Source organism: Streptomyces sp. NPDC048415 (genome assembly GCF_040651675.1).
Lineage (GTDB): Bacteria > Actinomycetota > Actinomycetes > Streptomycetales > Streptomycetaceae > Streptomyces.
The window spans coordinates 20,270-38,544 of record NZ_JBEZKJ010000063.1 but is presented as its reverse complement, the minus strand read 5'-3'; the positions used below and the strand labels follow the sequence as shown (position 1 = coordinate 38,544).

Genomic DNA, 18,275 nt, shown 5'->3' with positions numbered 1-18,275 from the left:
CACCGAGTGGCGACCTTGGGGGGTGCGGGGGATGGCAGTCGTACCGGCGCTGCGAGCCGTAGGGCAGATGCGTCCCGGAGATCATCTGCTGCTCGGCTACGACACGGACGAGGAGCGCGAGACCGTACTCGCCGCGTTCCTCCTCGACGGGCTGGCCAGCGGGCAACGCGGACTTGTGCTGACGCCGGTAGACGCTCCGGCGGGCCTGGCCCTGTCCTTCCTGGAGGCGCACGGCTGCCCGCTGGACGAGGAGATCGCGAGCGGGCGGCTGGCGGTCGACCCGCATCTGGCCACGCCCGAAGGGCTGTGGGACCTGGACGAGGTGATCCGCCGGGAGGCGCGCCGCGCGGTCGCCGACGGCTTCCTCGGCCTGCGCGTCAGCATGGAGGTGCTGTGCGGACGGGCGGACAATCGCCTCAAGACGCTGCACGACAGCGAACTCCTGCTCGATCCGGTCTTCGCCTCCCTGCCCGTGCTCGGCGTCTGCCAGTACGACCGCCGTGTCTTCGACCAGGACGAGCTGGTCCCGCTCGAAGGCCTGCACCACGGCCGGGTGGCCGCCGACCTCGTCTGGCACGACGAACTGCTCTCCATCACCCGCACCTTCGCGCCGCCCGGCCTGGCGCTGTCCGGAGAGATCGACGACACGAACGTCACGGCGGTGGCCCGCGCGCTGCACGCCGAGACATCCCGAGCCCGCAACCGCGCGAGCGGCGTCCGCACCCGGCTCGACCTGCGCGATCTGCGCTTCATCGACGTCGGCGCGCTGCGTCTGCTGGTCTTCTCCGCCCTCGGTCTGTACGCGGCGGGCGGCACCCTCGTCCTGCACGGCGTCGCCCCGCACATCCAGCGGGTGATGCGGGTGACCGGCTGGGACCGCGTACCCGGCCTGCGCATCGAACAAGGAGAGGACCAGCCATGACCCGAACCGGCTTCGTCCACCAGGCGCTGTGCTACGGCTCGGACGACGAGTTCCTCGAAGGAACCCTGGACTTCGCCCGAGACGGCCTGGCCGCGGGCGACGCCGTCCTGGCCGTCGTCAAGGATCCCAACATCGCGCTCCTCGAAGCGGCCCTCGGCAACCGCCGCGACGGCGTCGAGTTCGTCGACGCCGACGACTGGTACGGCCGTCCCTCGCGCACCCTGGGCCAGTACCACGCGTACTGCGCGGAGCACGGCGCAGGCCGCCGCGTCCGTGTCATCGGCGAACCCGTCTGGACGGGCCGCACCGACTTCGAGCTGCGCGAGTGGCTGCGCTACGAGTCGCTGCTGAACGTCGCCTTCGCCGACTCCGGCCACTGGATCCTGTGCCCCTACGACACCCGCGCGGTGTCCGCGGACATCCTGCGCACGGCGACCCGCACCCACCCCGAACTCGCCCTCGGCGCCCGCACGTCCGCCCCCAGCGGGCACTACGTCGACCCGGCCGACTTCTCCGCCGAATGCGACGCCGCCCGCCCTGCGGTACCGCTGCCCGACTGCTTGGACGACATCCGCTTCTCACGTGGCCGGTCGGCCGACGTGCGCGGCGCGCTCGCCGCGTACGCCCGCCGGTCGGGGATGCCCGAGCAGCGGACGTACGACATTGTGGCGGCGGTGCACGAGGTGCTGGTCAACGCGGTGCGGTTCGGCGGCGGAGGCGGGGTACTGCGGCTGAGCAACGACGCCGACTACGTGATCTGCGAGGTCCGTGACCATGGTGGGCACAACTCCGCGACGACCGCCCGGTTCCCGGGCCATCTGCCGCCCGACCCGCGGGCCGCGGGCGGCCACGGCATGTGGGTGGTGCGGCAGTTGAGCGATCTCGTGGCCGAGAGCCTCGGCCCCGCGGGCTCCACCGTACGCATGTACTTCCGCCGCCCCGGGGAGGTCATCCGGCCGCCGGCAGCGTGAACTCGTAGACCAGGGCGTCCTGTTGGGCGTCCACCACGAGGTCGGTGATCTCCAGCGGCCGGTCGTACTGGTCGTGCACCCGCCGGGTGACCCGTACGGACTGCGGCAGCCGGGTGATCGCGTCCCGATGGTGGAGGGTCAGGCCCGCCTTGCGCATCCAGTCGTAGGCCCGGCGCAGTTGTGCCGACGCGGTGCCGTCCGCGCGGTCGCGGTAGCGGGCCAACTCCTCGACCTCGGTCACCGCGACCGCGGAGAAGGACGTCACGGCCGTACGCAGCCCGCTGCCGTCCGCCGCGGCCGACTCGTAGCGGTGGACCAGCGTCGGCCGGCGCGGCGCGAGTCCGAGGGCCTCGGCGTGTTCCGGCGGGGGAGCCTCCCAGGTCACACTGGTGCGTCGGCGGGCACATGGTTCGGTGCTGTGTGCTCCGACGGGGAAGTCGAGGGAGGGTATGTGCTCGGCGGCGGAGCCGGGCAGCGTCGCGTGGCTGCCGCGCCGGTCGGTGGAGACCAGACCGCCGCGTCGCAGCATCTGCAGCGCCTGCCGTACGGTTTCCCGGCTCACCTCGAAGCGGGCGGCCAACTCCCGTTCTCCCGGCAGGCGTTCGCCGGGGGGAATGCTCCCGTCGCTCAGCTCGCCGAGCAGTTGCGTGGCGATCCGCGCGTAGAGCGGCTCGTGGTCGGATGGTTGGGTGGTGCGGGCCATGTCCGCGCCTCCTGCGTGGTGACAAGACGTAACCGTGCGGGTTCATTGCGGCACCACATCTAGCATTGGTCTAAACCACCAGGAAAGAGCGGCCGTGCAGTTCGGCCGATTTCAGCCCACACCCCCATGCCGTGAAGGCGTGCTCAGAGCGCGCTGTACAGGGCGTCGACGAGTGCCATCTTCCTTGGGTCGTCGGCGATGTGCGGGCCCATACGGTTCATGACGTACCCCAGGGAGACGCCCGCCTCCGGGTCGGCGAGACCGCAGGAGCCGCCGAACCCGTCATGTCCGAAAGCCCTCGGGTTGGGCCCGTACGAGCCGCCGGGCCCGCTCAGCCACAGCCCGAGTCCGATCTCCGTCTCGTGCTCGAACCCAGCGCCCAGCACCAGGTCACGGCAGCCGCCCTGGCCCTCGCGCACCCGCTCGGCGGCCTCGGGCGAGAGCACCTGCCGGGAGCCGTACGCGCCCCGGAGAGCGAAGATCCCGTACAGCGCGGCGACCGCGCGGGCCGTGCCGTGCCCATTGGCGGCCGGGATCTCGGCGGCCCGCCACTGTGGAGTGTTCGCCTCTGTGGCGCCGACGAGGGGATTGGCGAGGGCGGCCAGCGCGGCGGGCGCCAACTGGGCGAAGACAGCGCTCTGTTCGCTGCTCGACGCGGTCGGCGGATGCACCAGCTCGGCCGTCCGGTCGGCCTCCTTCTCCGGCAGGCCGATGGTGAAGTCGATCCCCAGCGGCCCGGTCACCTCCCGTTCCAGGAACGCGCCCGGCAGCAGCCCCGAGATCCGCCGCACGACCTCGCCGACCAGGTGGCCGAACGTGAACGCGTGATACCCGGACCGCGTCCCCGGCTCCCACCAGGGCTCCTGCTCGGCCAGGCGCCGCACGGTCAGCTCCCAGTCGCAGAGCTGCGCGAACGTGTGCGGCACGCGTAGCCCGGCCAGCCCCGCCCGGTGCGACAGCAGATGCCGGACGAGCACCGACTCCTTGCCCGCCGCCGCGAACTCCGGCCAGTACGCGGCCACCGGGGCGTCGAAGTCGAGCAGCCCCCGGTCGGCCAGGATGTGCGCGCACAGGGCGGTCGGTCCCTTCGACGTCGACCACACGTTGACCAGTGTCTCCCGCTCCCAGGGGCGGGTGTGTGCCGCGTCGGCCCAGCCGGCCCACAGGTCCACCACGGTCTCCCCGTCGAGCGTGACCGCGACGGCGGCGCCCAGTTCGTCCCGGTCGCGGAAGTTCTCCTCGAACGCGGCACGCACCGCCGTGAAGCGCGCGTCGCAGTGACCTTGCACGTGTGGCGCCTGTGGGGACATGAGCCCTCCGTCATACGTCCGCGGGTGAACCCCGGAGGAGATCCGGGCCCCGTCGAACGTACCGACTGGTCGGACTGGAGGGAAGCCGCGGGACCGCATCCGCTCTGCGGCGCTGGAGGGAAGCCGCGGCATGGCATCCGTTCCACGGCCGAGGCGCGGATGCCGGCGCCCGGTCAGGTGACGAACAGCGAACCGGTGGGCTCCTGGTGGCCCGCCGCCGTGTGCCAGTAGTCGCGGGTCTCCACGGCCAGTCCCTCCGCGTCGAAACGTACGAAGACACAGCCGGCCAGCGTCGACGGCCGTCCCTCCTCCTCCGCCAGGACACGGAACTCGACGACAGCGAGGCCGCCTTGTCCGACGATCGGTTCGGAGAACCGGACATCGGTCGTGCGCTCGGCCGCGAAGGACCACCGCACATACGCCGCGAGCTCGCCCCGGCCCCGGTGCGGCTCACGGAACGGCATGGACCGGTGCACGCAGTCGGCGGCGTACAACTCCAGGATCGCCTCGACGTCGTGAGCCGCCCAGGCCCGTTGCCATACCCGGACGAAGCGCCGCGCCGCACCAGCCGTGTCCATCGCGGGCCTCAGAGGTACGACGGCAGCCAGCGCAGCTGGGCCGCCTCCTGATAGGGGCCGCCGCCCTCGTGGTCGTTGAAGTCGTACACCTCGATCTCCTTCTCGTCGTGCCCCCACGCGTTGAACGCCGCGAAGACCGTCGACGGCGGGCAGGTCTGGTCCTCCAGTGCCACCGAGAACAGCGCGGGCGCCCGGCCGCGTGCGGCGAAATGCACACCGTCGAAGTAGGAGAGCGTGCGCAACACCTGCTCGGTGCGGCCGCGATGGGTCTTGAGGTAGTTGCCGATCTCCCGGTACGGGGCGCGGTCGGTGAGCACCGCGGCGCGCGGGAAGTCGCACAGGAAGGGCACATCGGGCGCGATCGCGGCCAGGTCGGGCACCAGACCGCCCACCGCGAGCGTGATGCCGCCGCCCTGGCTGCCGCCGAGAGCCGCGGTGCGGGCATCATCGACCAGCGGATGCGAGCGTGCCGCCTCCACGGCGCGCACCGCATCGGTGAACAGCCGCCGGTAGTAATAGTTTTCGGGGTCCTCGACCCCCCGCGTCATAAAGCCGGGGAACGAGGGAGTGCTGCCCACCGGGTCCGGGGTGTCGCCGCCGCCCCAGGCGCTGGCCTGGCCGCGCGTGTCCATCACGAAGTGCGCGAAGCCCGCCGAGGCCCACAGGAGATGAGTGTGCGCGAGGCCGCGCCCGCCGCCGTACCCGACGAACTCCACGACCGCGGGCAGGGGCCCGTCCGCCGCTGTAGGCAGCGTCAGCCAGCCCTTGACCGGGTGCCCGCCGAATCCGGCGAACGTGACGTCGTACACCTTCACGGTCCTCAGAGGGGTCGCGACCGGCTCGAAGCGGGCGTCGAGGTCGTGCTCGCGGGCCTCCTGGAGCGTCTTGGCCCAGAAGGCGTCGAAGTCCTCCGGCTCGGCGGACGCGCTGCGATAGTCGCGGAGTTCTTCGAGGGGGAGGTCGAACAGGGCCATGAAGGACCACCTTTGGCATCAGAAGTGCGGATGATCACACCGTACGTGTGCCGTTGGAGGCCGCCAAGGTACGGAACTCGCCGCGGACTCCGGGGGAGCGTGGTGTTTCGGCGTCACGCCGTGCGTCGCCTCCATTCCGGTTCCGTGCGCGCCCAGTCGCGTTCCCACTCGATCAGTCGGCGGTGTACGGCGGCCCGGCGTACGGCGGAGTACGCGAAGAGGACGACGAGTGCGGTGGCCGCGGTGGTGAACACCCCGGTGGAAAGGGTGTGTTGCCAGATCGCGGCGTCGTTCAACGGCGGACGCACGGTCCGGTCCCGGACGTCCAGCCAGACATCGGCGCGCTCACCGCGCCGGGCGCCCGCGGGCACCTGCGCCGGGCCGGTCCGCGTGACCCCGTCCGGCCCACTCCAGCGCACCAGTACCCGGAACGTGCGCTGGGCGCCACCCTGTGTCGCGGGCACCGCCGGGACCGCGTCCTCGAGGAGTACGGCGCGCACCTCATGCCGTTCGGCTCGCTGTTCCGCCGCTTGTGTCCGCGCCGTGTCGTACGTCCACCGTCCGGCGCCCGCCCCGGCCAGGGGCGCGCCGATGAACAGCAGCACCCCGACGATCGCGACGATCCACGCCTCGACGACATCGCAGCGGCGCCGAAGCGGATTGCGGCGCCAACGCCAGCCGCGCACCCGGGTTCGCATCTCCACCTCCTCGCGTACCACGCACGACGGCGAGCGCTCCGGGCGGGCCGGCCCGCGCCGTTTTCACCGCCGCACGACTGATCCGCGCCGCCGTGGACCCGCGCACCACTCCGTGCGACGAACGGGAGTCACGGTGGCGATGGACAGCCCGTCAGCACGCGAAGGACACCGGCGTGCCGCCACAGCCCCGCCGTCGGCCCGATCCGGCCGCCGAGCGGCTCGTTGCCGCCGCGCGAACGGACGGACTCCGGCTCCGGGCGCCCGATGATGAGGAACCCGCCACGCCCGACTCCTGCCCGCGGGGCCGCTCCACGCAGCCGTACCCGCCCCGCGCGGTAGGGCGCTTCCCGTACTTCTCCTCTGTGGGCGGAGTCCCCGGCATACCGCGCCCGAAACCCCGGGGTCGAGGCGAGAGGGCCCGCGTCTGCCGGCGCCCCCGGCGCCCCTACTCAGCCGAAGCGCTCGATACGAATGCGGTCCACCGGCTGACCCGCCTCCACCAGCAGCCGCGAGGCATGCTCAGCGAACCCGTTGGAGCCGCACACATAGGCCTCCCACCCACCAGGGGGCTGTTCGGCCAGGAGCGGTGCCACATGTGCGGCCGCCATACGTCCCACCGGTACGCCGTCCGGGGCGCGACGCGTGAAGACGGGCGTGGTCTCCTCGCCGTACTCCCGCGCGTAGATGAGTTCTTCGGGGCCGCGCGCCGAGACGAGCAGCCGTACCGGTACGTCCAGACCGCGTGCGCGGTGATGGCGCAGCATCGACATCAGCGGTACGACACCGGAGCCGGCGCCGATGAGCAGCGCGGGCCGGTCGCCGGGCCAGGCGAAGAAGCCGCTGAGCGGGCCGCGTACCTCGATCGAGTCGCCGGGCCGGGCCATCGTGTGGAACCAGCCGGACACCTCGCCGCCCTCGACATGGTCGAGGGTCAGCTCGATGTGACCGGCGTCGTCGGGCGGTGACGCGAGCGAGTAGTGGCGTTGCGCCACATACCCGTCCCCGGCGGTCAGCCGCAGCATCAGATGCTGCCCGGGCAGATGCCCCGCCCACCGGGGAACCGCGAAGCGGAAGGTGGCCGCGTGCGGGGTCTCCCGGCGGATCTCGGTGAGCGTGGCCGTCTGCCAGGTGGCGGCGGCCCGGTTGCTCACGCCGATCCGCCCGGGCACGGCGAAGCGTGTCGGCGGTACGAAGGTCTCCGTCACGGTCTCAGTGGTCGTCTCAGTCACCGGAGTAGCGCTGCTCTTCCCAGGGGTTGCCGCGTGCGTGGTAGCCGTTCTGTTCCCAGAAGCCCGGCTCGTCGTGGTCGAGAAGCCTGAGGCCCGCGATCCACTTGGCACTCTTCCAGAAGTACAGGTGCGGCACGATCAGCCGTGCCGGGCCGCCGTGTTCGGCCGGGAGGGGCTTCCCGTCGTACTCCCACACGATCCAGGCACGGCCGCCGCTGAGGTCGGCGAGCGGAAGGTTCGTGGTGTACCCGGTGTGTGAGTACGCGATCGCGTGGGTGGCCGCCGCGTCCGGGCGCACGGCGTCCAGGAACGCGTCCAGGGACACGCCTCCGAAGCGCACCCCGAACTTCGACCAGCTCGTCACGCAGTGGATGTCGCCCTCATACGCCGAATCGGGCAGCGCCCGCGCCTGCTCCCAGGTCCAGGTGCGCGGCTCGGCCACCAGACCGTCGATCCGGAAGGTCCACTCGGTGGGCGCCAGGTCCGGGGTGACCTCGGCGGACAGGACGGGCCAGTCGTCGCCCGCGTCGTACTGGCCGGGCGGCAGTCCTGAGTTGTGGGCGCGCGGGCGCCCGGTGAAGCCTCGCGTGACGTTCATACGGGTGGTGCCTCCAGGGCCGTCGTGACGGCGGCCCGCGGATCGAGCGTGATCAGTGCCTGCGGGTGCAGCGATGTTGACGCATTCAACCGTACGCGGCTGTAGACGGTGCTCCTGGCCCGGGCGGGGTCTGATCATTGCGGACGCATGAACTCTCCCCAGGCCGGGGAATAGCCGCGCCGGGATCTTCCTTGCTGCTGGAGTCGACTCCGGTGGCCCGTACATCTACAACCGGTGACTGTGGCCGCCGCGACCGGTGACGGCGAACGAGAGAATGAGGAAGCAGATGCCCAAGGCGTATGTCTTCACGCGGTACGGCGGTCCCGAGACCGAGGCCCTGGTGGAGCGGGACCGCCCGAGCCCGGGCCCCGGCCAGGTCCTCGTCGCGGTGCGCGCGGCCGGTGTGAACCCCGTCGACTGGAAGCAGCGGACCGGTTATCGCCGCCCGGGCGGCCCCGAGCGCGAGCTGCCCGCGGTGTTCGGCAACGAGGTCGCGGGGGTCGTCGAGGAGATCGGCGCCGAGGTGACCGGCTTCGCCGTCGGAGACGAGGTATTCGGCAATCCGGTGGCGGGCGGATACGCCGAGTACGCCCTGCTGCCCGTCGCCGTCACGGCGCACAAGCCCGCCGAGCTGTCGTTCACGGACGCCGCGGCGCTGCCGGTCGCGGCGGCCACCGCGTACGACGGAATCCGTCAGCTCGGTCTGCCCGCCGGCGCGACCGTGCTGATCACCGGCGCCGGTGGCGGAGTCGGTGTCTCCGCCAGCCAGATCGCACGCGCCTTCGGGCTGCGCGTCGTCGGGGTCGCGAGCGAGAGCAAGAAGGACTTCGTCGAGTCGCTGGGGGCCGTCCACGTGCCGTCCGGGCCCGACCTCGCGGAACGGGTCCGCGCGGCGGCGCCGGACGGCGTAGACGCCGTGTTCGACCTCGTCGGGGGCGAGGTCCTGGAAGCCGCGGCGACCCTGCCGGCCGAGCCGGCGAAGGTGATCACCGGTGCCGACCGCGAAACGGTGGCGAAGCTGGGCGGCTCGGGCGTCGAACGCGCCCGCACGGCCGCCGTACTCGACGCGGTGGCGAACCTCGCGGTCGACGGCAAGCTGCGGCCCTTCGTCACGCGGACCTTCCCGCTCGACCGGGCGGGCGAGGCGCTGCGCACCGTCGAGGACGGCCACGCCCGCGGCAAGATCGTGATCGAGGTCCGGGCATGACCACACACCCGCTGAACAGCCCCGACGAGAGCGCGTCGCCCGGCAGGCAGTCGCTGGACGAGGGTTCGTCGCCTGGCGGGCAGTCGCTGGACCATGGTGTGCGGGGTTCGTCGCCTGGCGGGCAGCCGTTGGACCATGCCGTGCGGGGTGCATCGCCTGGCGGGCAGTCGCTGGACCGTGCGGTGCTGGGTTCGTCGCCTGGCGGGCAGTCGCCGGGCCGTCCCACGTTGGGTTCATCGCCCGGCGCACACCCGCTGAGCAGCTCAAGGCTGGGCTCGCCGAGCGGCGCGTACCCGCTGGACGACCCGGGCCAGGGCGTGGCCACCGGCGCCTCCGTGCTGGAGAGCTCACGGCTCGGTTCGCCGAAGAGCCCGCACCCCCTGGACAACCCCGCCCTCGGCTCCCTCACCGGCCCGCACGCTCACTTCGCCGAGCGCCGTGGACGTGTGCTGCGCTACCCCGTGGACGTATCGCCGTGGCTGGCGCTGCCGGACGAGCCGGACGGCGCGGACTGGGCGGACCTGGCGGCGCTGGTGGGCCCCGGCGGCGAGGTGCCGCTGGCCGGCTTCAGTGGGCGGACCCCGGACGGCTGGGAGGTGACCTTCGACATCGCGGGCGTCCAGCTCGTCGACGACGGGATCGCCGCGGCGCCGGACGCCGAGGCGGTGCGGCTCGGTCCCGCCGACGTACCGGAGATGCTGGACCTGGTCGAACGGACCACGCCCGGCCCCTTCCTGCCGCGCACGGTAGAGCTGGGCACCTACCTCGGGATACGCCGGAACGGCGCCCTGATCGCGATGGCGGGGGAGCGGCTGCACCCGCCGGGCTGGACCGAGATCAGCGCGGTCTGCACCGCCGCGGACTTTCGCGGTGAGGGCCTGGCCACCCGGCTGATCCTCGCCGTCGGGCACGGCATCCGCGAACGCGGGGAGACCCCGTTCCTGCATACCGCCGCGGGCAACACCAACGCCATCCGGCTCTATGAGTCCCTGGGCTTCCGCCTGCGCCGCTCCACCCGCTTCATGGCGGCGCGGGTGCCCGAGAACCTGGGCGAGGGCCGGGCCGTGGGCGTCGGATGACGAACGCGGGTCAGCCGGTCGGCGGGCTGCCGAGCGGCTCCTCCTGCGAGGCCGTCGCGTTGTAGCGCAGCAGGTACGAGGCGAAGCGGGTGAGGTCCTCCTCCGACCAGCCCGTGAGCCGCTCGCGGAACGCCACGCGGCGGCTGCGGGTCACCTGGGCGAGGATCTGAGTGCCGGCCTCCGTCAGATGCAGCACCTGCACCCGGTGGTCCTCGGGGTCGAGCCGCCGCTCGATGAGGCCGGCCCGCTCCAGCGCGGTCACCTGACGGCTCACGGTGGACTTGTCCAGCGCGTAGTGCGAGGCCAGGTCGGTGGCCCGGCAGCCGCCGCTGTTCTCCAGATGACCCAGCAGGGTGTACGAGACCAGGGACAGCTCGGGGTGCATACGCCCCGCCGAGGCCCGGGCCCGCCGGGCGAAGGCGGTCATCTCGCGCTGGATGGTCTCGACGGCGGTGTCGGCGGCGGACGTGTGAGTGGTGACAACGGTCTCATCGGACCCTCCGGGTGCCTTCACGGGACCTCCTTCGCTCGTCTGGTTGTATAGTACAACTTGATAGAGAGTTGTATATGCCAACCAATATTTCCACCAGTAGCCACTGGCTGATCAATGGAGGTCCCGTGTTCACCGGCCTGCGCTCACCGGCCCTACGCCATGTGCTCACGCACCTGGTCACCCCCCTGCTGATGTGTCTCGGCATGGGGCTGGCCTACATGGGCGCGTTCGTGACGCCGGAGCCGCATCACCTGCCCGTCGCCGTCGTCGGCAGTGGCCCCGAGATGAAGGTCTTCGCCCAGACGGTCAAGGACGCGGCGGGGGACAGGCTCGACGTCCGGACCGTCGCCAACCGCACCGAGGCGGTGGACCTGCTCAAGTCCCGTGACATCACCGGCGCTTACGTGCCGAGCTCGAAGACGCCGGAGCTGGTCGTCGCCACGGCGGCCTCCGACATGGGCGCCACGGCCGTCGAGAAGGTCTTCACACCGGTCGCCGCCCAGCAGGGCGTGCCCCTGAAGGTCACCGACGTCGCCCCGCCGGTCGACGACGACCCCACGGGCCAGGGCCTGTTCTTCCTGCTCATCGCCCTGAGCATCGGCTCGTACGCGTCCGTCGCGGCGCTCGGTGCGGCGGGCGCGGGCCTGCCCATGCGGATACGGGCCCTGCTGGCCGTGGGCGTCTCCGGTGTCGTGAGCGTCATCGGCGCGGCGCTCGCCGGCCCCGTCTTCCACCTCGCGCACCACGACCTCGCGAGCGTGTGGGCGATGAGCTGGCTGTACTCCGCGGGCATCCTCTTCATCGGCGTCGGCCTGCACACGTTCCTCAAGCGGTGGACCACGCTCGCGATGATGGTGCTCTTCGTGATGCTCAACTTCACCAGCTCCGGAGGCCTGTTCCGGCCGGAACTGCAGAACGGCTTCTTCGGCACCCTGCACGCCTTCTGGAACGGCGCCGGATTCGTCGAGGGCATCCGCAGCCTCCTCTACTTCGGCCGCGACGGCCTGTCCGGCAACGTGGGGACGCTGGCGGCCTGGCTGGTGATCGGACTGCTGGTGACGGCTGTCGCCGGTGCCGTCGAGCGTGCGCGCGCCCGTCGTGTCGTACGGGAAGAGGCTGTTCCCGCAGCCGAGGAGGCCGAGGAATCCGAGGAGGCGGAGGAAGAGCTGGAGGAGTCGGTCGCCGTCTGATCGCTCCTGTAGGGTGGCCGTCCCGGCTGCGGACCACCCCAGCCGATGAGTTGCCGAGGAGGTGAGACCCATTACCGCTGTGTCAGGTCGGGTGCTCTCCCCTCGAGGCAACGCCGCCCACCGCTTGTAGGTGAGCGCGAGAGCACCCTTCGGCTCCTCGAAAGGCTCTCGGCTTCATGCCCCCTCTCTCCGCTGATTCCGTTGTCTCCGCGCTCCGTTCCGCCGGCTGTGTCTTCGCCGAGGACGAGGCGGAGTTGATCCTCTCCACGGCCCGCACCCCTGACGAGGCCGCCGCCATGGTGGACCGGCGCGTCGCGGGACTGCCCCTCGAACACGTCCTCGGCTGGGCTGAGTTCCACGGACTGCGCGTGAGCGTGGAGCCCGGTGTCTTCGTGCCGCGCCGCCGCACCGAGTTCCTGGTCGACCAGGCCGTCGCCCTCGCGCGCGGCGCGTCCGTGGTCGTGGACCTGTGCTGCGGCTCGGGCGCGGTGGGCGCCGCCCTGGCCGCGTCCCTCGGCGGCCCCCAGCTCCATGCCGCCGACATCGACCCGGCCGCGGTGCGCTGCGCCCGCCGCAATGTCGCGCCGTTCGCCGGTCACGTCCACGAGGGCGACCTCTTCGCGGCCCTGCCCGACATGCTGCGCGGCCGCGTCGACATCCTGGCCGCCAACGTGCCGTACGTCCCCACGCAGGAGGTGGGCCTGCTGCCCGCGGAGGCCCGCGACCACGAACCCCTGGTCGCGCTCGACGGCGGCGCGGACGGGCTCGACCTCGTACGCCGGGTCGCCGCCGAAGCACCCCGATGGCTGGCGCCCGGCGGCTGCCTCCTCGTCGAGACGAGCGAACACCAGGCCCCCCTGGCCGTGGAGGCCTTCGCCCGCAGCGGCCTGATCGCCCGCCTGGCCGTCTCCGACGAGAGAAACGCCCACGTGGTGACCGGCGTCCGTCCCTAGGACCCTGGCCGACATGCCGCGTTCGGCCCCGGATCATCCGATCATCTCGGCCCGCGCGCCACACTCTGGCTGAGTGCAGGTGGGAGACGGAGGCCCGACCATGAGCAGCCCCGCAGAGTTCCGCGCGTGGGACATTCATGAGGCGGGGCCCGTCGACGCCCCGCAAGACGGTGCTGCTGGTTCCCGGCGGAATGTGCAGCACGGCGTTCTACGACGACATGATGGCCGCATCGCCGCTCGCCTCCGCGCCGGTGCGGCTGGTGGCCGCGACGGTGCCGGGGCACGCCGGCACCCCGGCGCCGCGGAACCTCAGCATGGAGAACTACGCGGCGCTGGCCGGCGCACTCGCCGCGGAGCGTGGCTGTGACGTCGTGGTCGGCCACAGCCTCGGTGCCAACGTCGCTCTGGAGATGGTGGCCGGCGGACACTTCGCCGGCCCGGTCGTCCTGCTGTCCCCCACCTTCTCGGCGCCCGACGAGTCCAAGGTGCTCGCCTTCGCCGACAGCCTCGGGCGGCTGCCCGGCATCGGAGCCCTGACCTGGTCCGCCTGATGAGGGTGATGCCCCGAGCCATGGCGAGCAGTCTGCCCCCGGCCCGCCGCGAGGCACTGGTCGCCGAGTTCGAGAAGAACGACCCGGCGTTCTGCCGCCACGCGGTCCGGCACTACTACGAGTACCTGGGCCGGCACGGTTCGCTGGTCGCCCGGCTCCGCGCGTCGGACGTGCCGACCTGGGTCGTACGCGGCGACCACGACGAGGTCGGTCTGACCGACGAGGAGCGGGCGGCCCTTGACGACAGCCCCAACGTCACGATGGTCACCGTCCCCGACGCGGGCCACCTGGTGATGATCGATCAGCCCGCACCGGTCGCCGAACTCATCGCCCGGGTGGCCCTCAGAGAGTGACCCTCCTCATTGTGCAACTAGTTGCACAATGCGTGGCCGGTCGTCTACAAAAGACACACCACACCGCGCACGGAGGGCCCCATGAGCCGTTACCCGCACCTGCTGAACCCCCTCGACCTGGGCTTCACCGCTCTGCCCAACCGCGTGCTCATGGGCTCCATGCACGTAGGACTGGAGGAGGCCGAGCGGGGCTTCGAGCGGATGGCCGAGTTCTACGCCACCCGGGCCCGCGGCGGCGTCGGCCTCATCGTCACCGGCGGCATCGCCCCCAACGAGGCAGGACGGCCGTACGAGGGCGGCGCCAAGCTGACCACCGAGGCGGAGGCCGAGCAGCACACCGAGATCACCGCCGCGGTGCACCGCGAGGGCGGGAAGATAGCGATGCAGATCCTGCACTTCGGGCGGTACGCCTACCACCAGGACCTGGTTGCCCCGAGCGCCCTGCAGGCGCCGATCAGCCCCTTCACACCGCACGCGCTCACCGACGCCGAGGTCGAGCAGACCATCGACGACTACGCGCGCGCCGCCCGCCTGGCCCAGCGCGCCGGGTACGACGGCGTCGAGATCATGGGCTCCGAGGGCTACCTCATCAACGAGTTCATCGCCGCCCAGACCAACTCGCGCGATGACCGCTGGGGCGGCTCGTACGAGAACCGGATGCGCTTCCCCGTCGAGATCGTCCGGCGCGTGCGCGAGGCCGTCGGCGAGAACTTCATCATCATCTACCGCCTGTCGATGCTCGACCTGGTGCCAGGCGGCTCCTCCCTGGACGAGGTCATCACGCTCGGCAAGGCCGTCGAGGCCGCCGGAGCGACGATCATCAACACCGGCATCGGCTGGCACGAGGCGCGCATCCCGACCATCGCGACCTCGGTGCCGCGCGGCGCGTACGCCTGGGTGACCAAGAAGGTCATGGGTGCCGTCTCGATCCCGCTGGTGACGACCAACCGCATCAACACCCCTGAGCTGGCCGAGCAGTTGCTCGCCGACGGCCACGCCGACATGGTGTCGCTGGCCCGTCCGATGCTCGCCGACCCGGACTTCGTCGCCAAGGCGGAAGCGGGGCGCCCCGAGGCCATCAACACCTGCATCGGCTGCAACCAGGCCTGCCTCGACCACACGTTCAGCGGCAGGATCACCTCCTGCCTGGTCAACCCCCGCGCATGCCACGAGACGGAGCTTGTCCTCTCACCGACCCGTCTGCGCAAGCGCGTTGCCGTCGTCGGCGCCGGTCCGGCCGGACTCGCCTGCGCGGTCAGCGCCGCCGAGCGCGGCCACGACGTCACCCTCTACGACGCGGCGCACGAGATCGGTGGCCAGCTCAACGTGGCCCGCAAGGTCCCCGGCAAGCAGGAGTTCGACGAGACGATCCGCTACTTCCGCACGCGGCTCGAAGAGCACGGTGTGGACGTCCGGTTGAACACCCGCGCCACCGCCGACGGACTGGACGCGTACGACGAGGTCGTCGTCGCCACCGGCGTCAGTCCCCGCACCCCCGAGATCCCCGGCGTCGACCACCCCAGCGTCGTCGGCTACCTCGACGTGCTGCGCGACGGCGCCCCCGTCGGCGACCGCGTCGCGATCCTCGGCGCCGGCGGCATCGGCTTCGACGTCGCCGAGTACCTCACTGACGGCGGAGACAAGGCGAGCGAGGACCCGGCGACGTACTTCCGCCACTGGGGCGTCGACATGGACTACCGCGCGCCCGGCGGCCTCGCCGCGCCCGAGCGGCCCGCCCCGCCGCGCACCGTCCACCTCCTGCAGCGCAAGACGTCCAAGGTCGGCGCCGGACTGGGCAAGACCACCGGCTGGATCCACCGCACCGAACTCAAGCACCGGGGCGTCACCATGGTCCCGGGGGTCCAGTACGACCGGATCGACGACGCCGGGCTGCACGTCACCGTCGAGGGGCACCGCCAGGTCCTCGAGGTCGACACGATCGTCCTGTGCACCGGCCAGGAACCGCGCCGCGACCTCTACGAGGAACTGCTCGCCTCGGGCCGCAGCGTGCACCTCATCGGTGGCGCCGACGTGGCCGCCGAACTGGACGCCAAGCGTGCCATCAAGCAGGGCACAGAGCTGGCGGCGGCGCTGTAGGGACCTGGGCCGTCCGCGGGGCGGCCCTCCCTAGGATGACCCCATGTCACTCCCGCACGCGATCCTCACCGCCCTGCTCGAGAAGCCGTCGTCGGGCCTCGAGCTGACCCGGCGGTTCGACAAGTCGATCGGCTACTTCTGGTCGGCGACGCATCAGCAGATCTATCGCGAGCTGGGAAAGCTGGAGGCCGAGGGTCACATCCGCGCCCTGCCCTCCGAGCAGCCGGCCCGCGGGCAGAAGAAGAGCTACGAGGTCCTGCCCGCCGGCCGCGCCGAACTCGCACGCTGGACCGCAGCCTCCCAGGACCCCAAGCCGCTGCGCGACACTATGCTGCTGCGGCTGCGTGCCTCGGCCGTCGTCGGCACCACGGGCGTCGAGGCCGACCTGCGCCGCCATCTCGCACTGCATCAGCGGCAGTTGGCGGAGTACGAGGAGATCCAGGAGCGCGACTTCCCACCCGGCAAGGACAGCCCCGAGGATCGGCTGCGGCACCTCGTGCTGCGCGCCGGAATCGACCTGGAGACCTTCTGGACCCAGTGGCTGGCGCACGCACTGCAGGAGTTCGAGCAGTTCGGGGACGGCCGGGCGGGTCCTGGGCGACCGTCCCTCCGACCTGAGCCGGGTGGACGGCCGCCGGTGTGACCGGTGGGCCCCTGGATCAGAGCCGGTAGGGCTTGGCCCGGCGGCGCAGGAACCAGACAGCCGCCACGGTACCGGCGGCCACCAGCGCCGCGCCGCCCACCACGGTGACCGTGCCGTAGTCCTTGACGGCTCCGCCGAAACCGCCCATGACCCCGCGCGAGGGCGAGGCCGTAGCGGAGATCGTGGGGGTCGAGGGGGCCGAGACGACGATGGACTGGGTGCCCGCCGTCGACCCGTTCCCGCAGACCACGATCACGGTGAAGGTGCCAGGACTCACCCCCGTCCAGGACGCCGACTGACTGCTGCTCGTCCCGGTCAACGCCGCTTGGCGCCCCTGGGCGAAGTTCGCCTGTCCACTGGAGAGCAACGAGGCGTTGCCGAAGCTGCTGCCGTTGCTCGGGCAGGCGCTCGTGGTGACCGAGACCGTGGATCCGCTGGTGCTCACGGAGATCCCCGAACCCCATGCGACGGCCGACGGAGCGGCCAGGGTGAGCGGAAGCGCAGCGGCGGCGGCCACGGTCAGGCCGGAGCGGAGAAGTAGCTGAGTGGTACGCATAGGAACTGCCCTCCAGCGGCACGGTTGGCGGTACATCCCATGCGCCGCCGAGGATTGGAAAGGCCCGTGCTGCCTCAGGGAGAGCCAACGTGCTCGCGGCCGGACCCGCATGCGGACGGGGACCGGGCAGGTGACGAATTCCTTCGTCCGGCGCACGGCTGACGGCCGACGGCCGGCGGCGTGTGACGACGCCGAGGCCTCGTCACAAAGGTGGGCCGTCGCTCACCACGCGCGTCCCGCTCGCAGCAACAGCTCCCTTACGAGGGTCACGTGCGGGTTGTCGGAGGCTCCGGGGCGCTGCGTGAGATACGCGGTATTGATCGGCGGGTCCTCGGGGGACAGCAGCGGTACCAGGGCGCCGGAGGTCAGTTCCTCGAGGCACAGATAGCGGGGGAGCACGCTGATCCCGACGCCGGCGACGACCGCCGCCAGGACGCCGCGCAGATCGGGCACCGTGATCGCGGCCTGCCCGGTCAGCCGTACCCCGAAGACATGCCGCCAGTAGCGGCGGGCGATGGGCAGATCCTCGGCGTACGCCACCAGGGGCACCCCGTGCAATGCCGCCGCCCCCTCGGCCGCCGGCCGGACCGGGCCGATGCGCTCGGCCCACTCGCGGGCGGCGACGAGCACGAACTCCTCGTCCATCATGGGTAGGGACGTCAGGGTGCGGCCGCGAGGCCGGGCCGTAGCGATCACCAGGTCGAACCGGCCGCCGCGCAGGCCCTCCAGGAGATCGTCGGTCAGACCGGCGCTGATCCGCAGCCGTACGCCCCGCCGTGTGAGCGGCGCCAGCGCGGGCAGCGCCCTGGTGCACAGCAGCTCGGCCGGGCCCGCCAGATGAACCGGGTCCGGCGGCTGGTCGGCGCCGAAGCCGCCGCGGTCCGCGACCGCCGCGAGCGCGTCCAGCGGTGTCGCGACCTGCGCGGCCAGCTCGTCCGCCACCGTCGTGGGCACCACACCCCGCGGCCCCCGCTCGAACAGCTCCCGGCCCAACTGCTCCTCCAGCGACCGCATCCGTGTCGTCACCGTCGGCTGGGAGAGGCCCAGCAGCCGCGCGGCCGCCGTGAACGATCCCGCGCGGTGCACCGTGAGGAAGGTACGGAGCAGGGAGAGATCGAGCGGTGCGGGAGCATTGGATTCCCTATGGGCCATACGGGCAACCCTATGCCG

The 18,275-nt window shown here is 71.9% G+C and carries 20 protein-coding genes; 10 read left to right on the top strand and 10 right to left on the bottom strand.

Translation table 11 applies throughout. The features are described 5' to 3' along the window. Positions 1 to 31: 31 nt before the first annotated feature. Entirely contained in the window at positions 32 to 922 is an 891-nt protein-coding gene (locus tag AB0D27_RS31500; RefSeq protein ID WP_362515576.1) for an MEDS domain-containing protein, read from the top strand. Next, entirely contained in the window at positions 919 to 1,893 is a 975-nt protein-coding gene (locus AB0D27_RS31495) for a sensor histidine kinase (protein ID WP_362515574.1), read from the top strand. The genes AB0D27_RS31500 and AB0D27_RS31495 overlap by 4 nt, the downstream gene beginning before the upstream one ends. Here the strand turns inward: AB0D27_RS31495 and AB0D27_RS31490 are convergent. The 7 genes from AB0D27_RS31490 to AB0D27_RS31460 form a co-directional block, all read right to left on the bottom strand. Beyond that, entirely contained in the window at positions 1,871 to 2,596 is a 726-nt protein-coding gene (locus AB0D27_RS31490; protein ID WP_362515572.1) for a GntR family transcriptional regulator, read from the bottom strand. The two genes, AB0D27_RS31495 and AB0D27_RS31490, sit on opposite strands and share 23 nt — an antisense overlap. A gap of 143 nt (positions 2,597 to 2,739) precedes the next feature. Further along, a complete protein-coding gene (locus AB0D27_RS31485; RefSeq protein WP_362515571.1) occupies positions 2,740 to 3,906 on the bottom strand; it encodes a serine hydrolase domain-containing protein in 1,167 nt (388 codons plus the stop codon). Positions 3,907 to 4,079: 173 nt separating this feature from the next. Next, positions 4,080 to 4,484, bottom strand: a complete 405-nt coding sequence (locus AB0D27_RS31480; protein ID WP_362515569.1) for a nuclear transport factor 2 family protein — start codon at positions 4,482 to 4,484, stop codon at positions 4,080 to 4,082. A gap of 8 nt (positions 4,485 to 4,492) precedes the next feature. Further along, positions 4,493 to 5,458 carry an acetylxylan esterase gene (locus tag AB0D27_RS31475; protein ID WP_362515568.1) on the bottom strand — a complete coding sequence of 322 codons (966 nt, stop codon included), beginning with the start codon at positions 5,456 to 5,458 and terminating at the stop codon, positions 4,493 to 4,495. 113 nt (positions 5,459 to 5,571) lie between these two features. After that, positions 5,572 to 6,156 carry a hypothetical protein gene (locus tag AB0D27_RS31470; protein ID WP_362515566.1) on the bottom strand — a complete coding sequence of 195 codons (585 nt, stop codon included), beginning with the start codon at positions 6,154 to 6,156 and terminating at the stop codon, positions 5,572 to 5,574. Positions 6,157 to 6,605: 449 nt separating this feature from the next. Next, entirely contained in the window at positions 6,606 to 7,361 is a 756-nt protein-coding gene (locus AB0D27_RS31465) for a ferredoxin reductase (RefSeq protein ID WP_362515604.1), read from the bottom strand. A gap of 16 nt (positions 7,362 to 7,377) precedes the next feature. Beyond that, positions 7,378 to 7,983 carry a sulfite oxidase-like oxidoreductase gene (locus tag AB0D27_RS31460; RefSeq protein ID WP_362515565.1) on the bottom strand — a complete coding sequence of 202 codons (606 nt, stop codon included), beginning with the start codon at positions 7,981 to 7,983 and terminating at the stop codon, positions 7,378 to 7,380. Positions 7,984 to 8,269: 286 nt separating this feature from the next. Between AB0D27_RS31460 and AB0D27_RS31455 the strand changes: the two genes are divergently transcribed. Together AB0D27_RS31455 and AB0D27_RS31450 are read left to right on the top strand one after the other, a co-directional pair. Continuing rightward, a complete protein-coding gene (locus AB0D27_RS31455) occupies positions 8,270 to 9,190 on the top strand; it encodes an NADP-dependent oxidoreductase (protein WP_362515564.1) in 921 nt (306 codons plus the stop codon). Positions 9,191 to 9,525: 335 nt separating this feature from the next. After that, a complete protein-coding gene (locus AB0D27_RS31450; RefSeq protein WP_362515602.1) occupies positions 9,526 to 10,269 on the top strand; it encodes a GNAT family N-acetyltransferase in 744 nt (247 codons plus the stop codon). Between the two features lie 10 nt (positions 10,270 to 10,279). Here the strand turns inward: AB0D27_RS31450 and AB0D27_RS31445 are convergent, their stop codons facing one another. After that, on the bottom strand, positions 10,280 to 10,696 hold the full coding sequence (locus AB0D27_RS31445; protein ID WP_362515600.1) for a MarR family winged helix-turn-helix transcriptional regulator: 417 nt from the start codon (positions 10,694 to 10,696) through the stop codon (positions 10,280 to 10,282). A 203-nt stretch (positions 10,697 to 10,899) separates the two neighbouring features. Here AB0D27_RS31445 and AB0D27_RS31440 point away from each other — a divergent pair, with 203 nt between their 5' ends. The 6 genes from AB0D27_RS31440 to AB0D27_RS31415 all read left to right on the top strand — a co-directional run bounded on the left by AB0D27_RS31440 (position 10,900) and on the right by AB0D27_RS31415 (position 16,549). Further along, the gene (locus AB0D27_RS31440) at positions 10,900 to 11,952 is read left to right on the top strand and encodes a hypothetical protein (RefSeq protein ID WP_362515598.1); all 1,053 of its coding nucleotides are present in this window, start codon (positions 10,900 to 10,902) and stop codon (positions 11,950 to 11,952) included. 176 nt (positions 11,953 to 12,128) lie between these two features. Continuing rightward, positions 12,129 to 12,905, top strand: coding sequence for a putative protein N(5)-glutamine methyltransferase (locus AB0D27_RS31435; protein ID WP_362515562.1), 777 nt, complete (start codon positions 12,129 to 12,131; stop codon positions 12,903 to 12,905). Between the two features lie 137 nt (positions 12,906 to 13,042). Next, positions 13,043 to 13,456 carry an alpha/beta hydrolase gene (locus tag AB0D27_RS31430; protein ID WP_362515560.1) on the top strand — a complete coding sequence of 138 codons (414 nt, stop codon included), beginning with the start codon at positions 13,043 to 13,045 and terminating at the stop codon, positions 13,454 to 13,456. 20 nt (positions 13,457 to 13,476) lie between these two features. Continuing rightward, a complete protein-coding gene (locus tag AB0D27_RS31425) occupies positions 13,477 to 13,809 on the top strand; it encodes an alpha/beta hydrolase (RefSeq protein ID WP_362515558.1) in 333 nt (110 codons plus the stop codon). 81 nt (positions 13,810 to 13,890) lie between these two features. After that, positions 13,891 to 15,906: an NADPH-dependent 2,4-dienoyl-CoA reductase gene (locus AB0D27_RS31420; RefSeq protein ID WP_362515556.1), complete on the top strand. Its 2,016-nt coding sequence runs from the start codon at positions 13,891 to 13,893 to the stop codon at positions 15,904 to 15,906. A gap of 43 nt (positions 15,907 to 15,949) precedes the next feature. Next, positions 15,950 to 16,549: a PadR family transcriptional regulator gene (locus AB0D27_RS31415; protein WP_362515554.1), complete on the top strand. Its 600-nt coding sequence runs from the start codon at positions 15,950 to 15,952 to the stop codon at positions 16,547 to 16,549. Positions 16,550 to 16,565: 16 nt separating this feature from the next. Here AB0D27_RS31415 and AB0D27_RS31410 read toward each other — a convergent pair whose 3' ends face one another. Together AB0D27_RS31410 and AB0D27_RS31405 are read right to left on the bottom strand one after the other, a co-directional pair. Next, the gene (locus AB0D27_RS31410) at positions 16,566 to 17,105 is read right to left on the bottom strand and encodes a hypothetical protein (protein WP_362515552.1); all 540 of its coding nucleotides are present in this window, start codon (positions 17,103 to 17,105) and stop codon (positions 16,566 to 16,568) included. Positions 17,106 to 17,327: 222 nt separating this feature from the next. Continuing rightward, on the bottom strand, positions 17,328 to 18,257 hold the full coding sequence (locus AB0D27_RS31405) for a LysR family transcriptional regulator (RefSeq protein ID WP_362515551.1): 930 nt from the start codon (positions 18,255 to 18,257) through the stop codon (positions 17,328 to 17,330). Positions 18,258 to 18,275 lie beyond the last annotated feature (18 nt).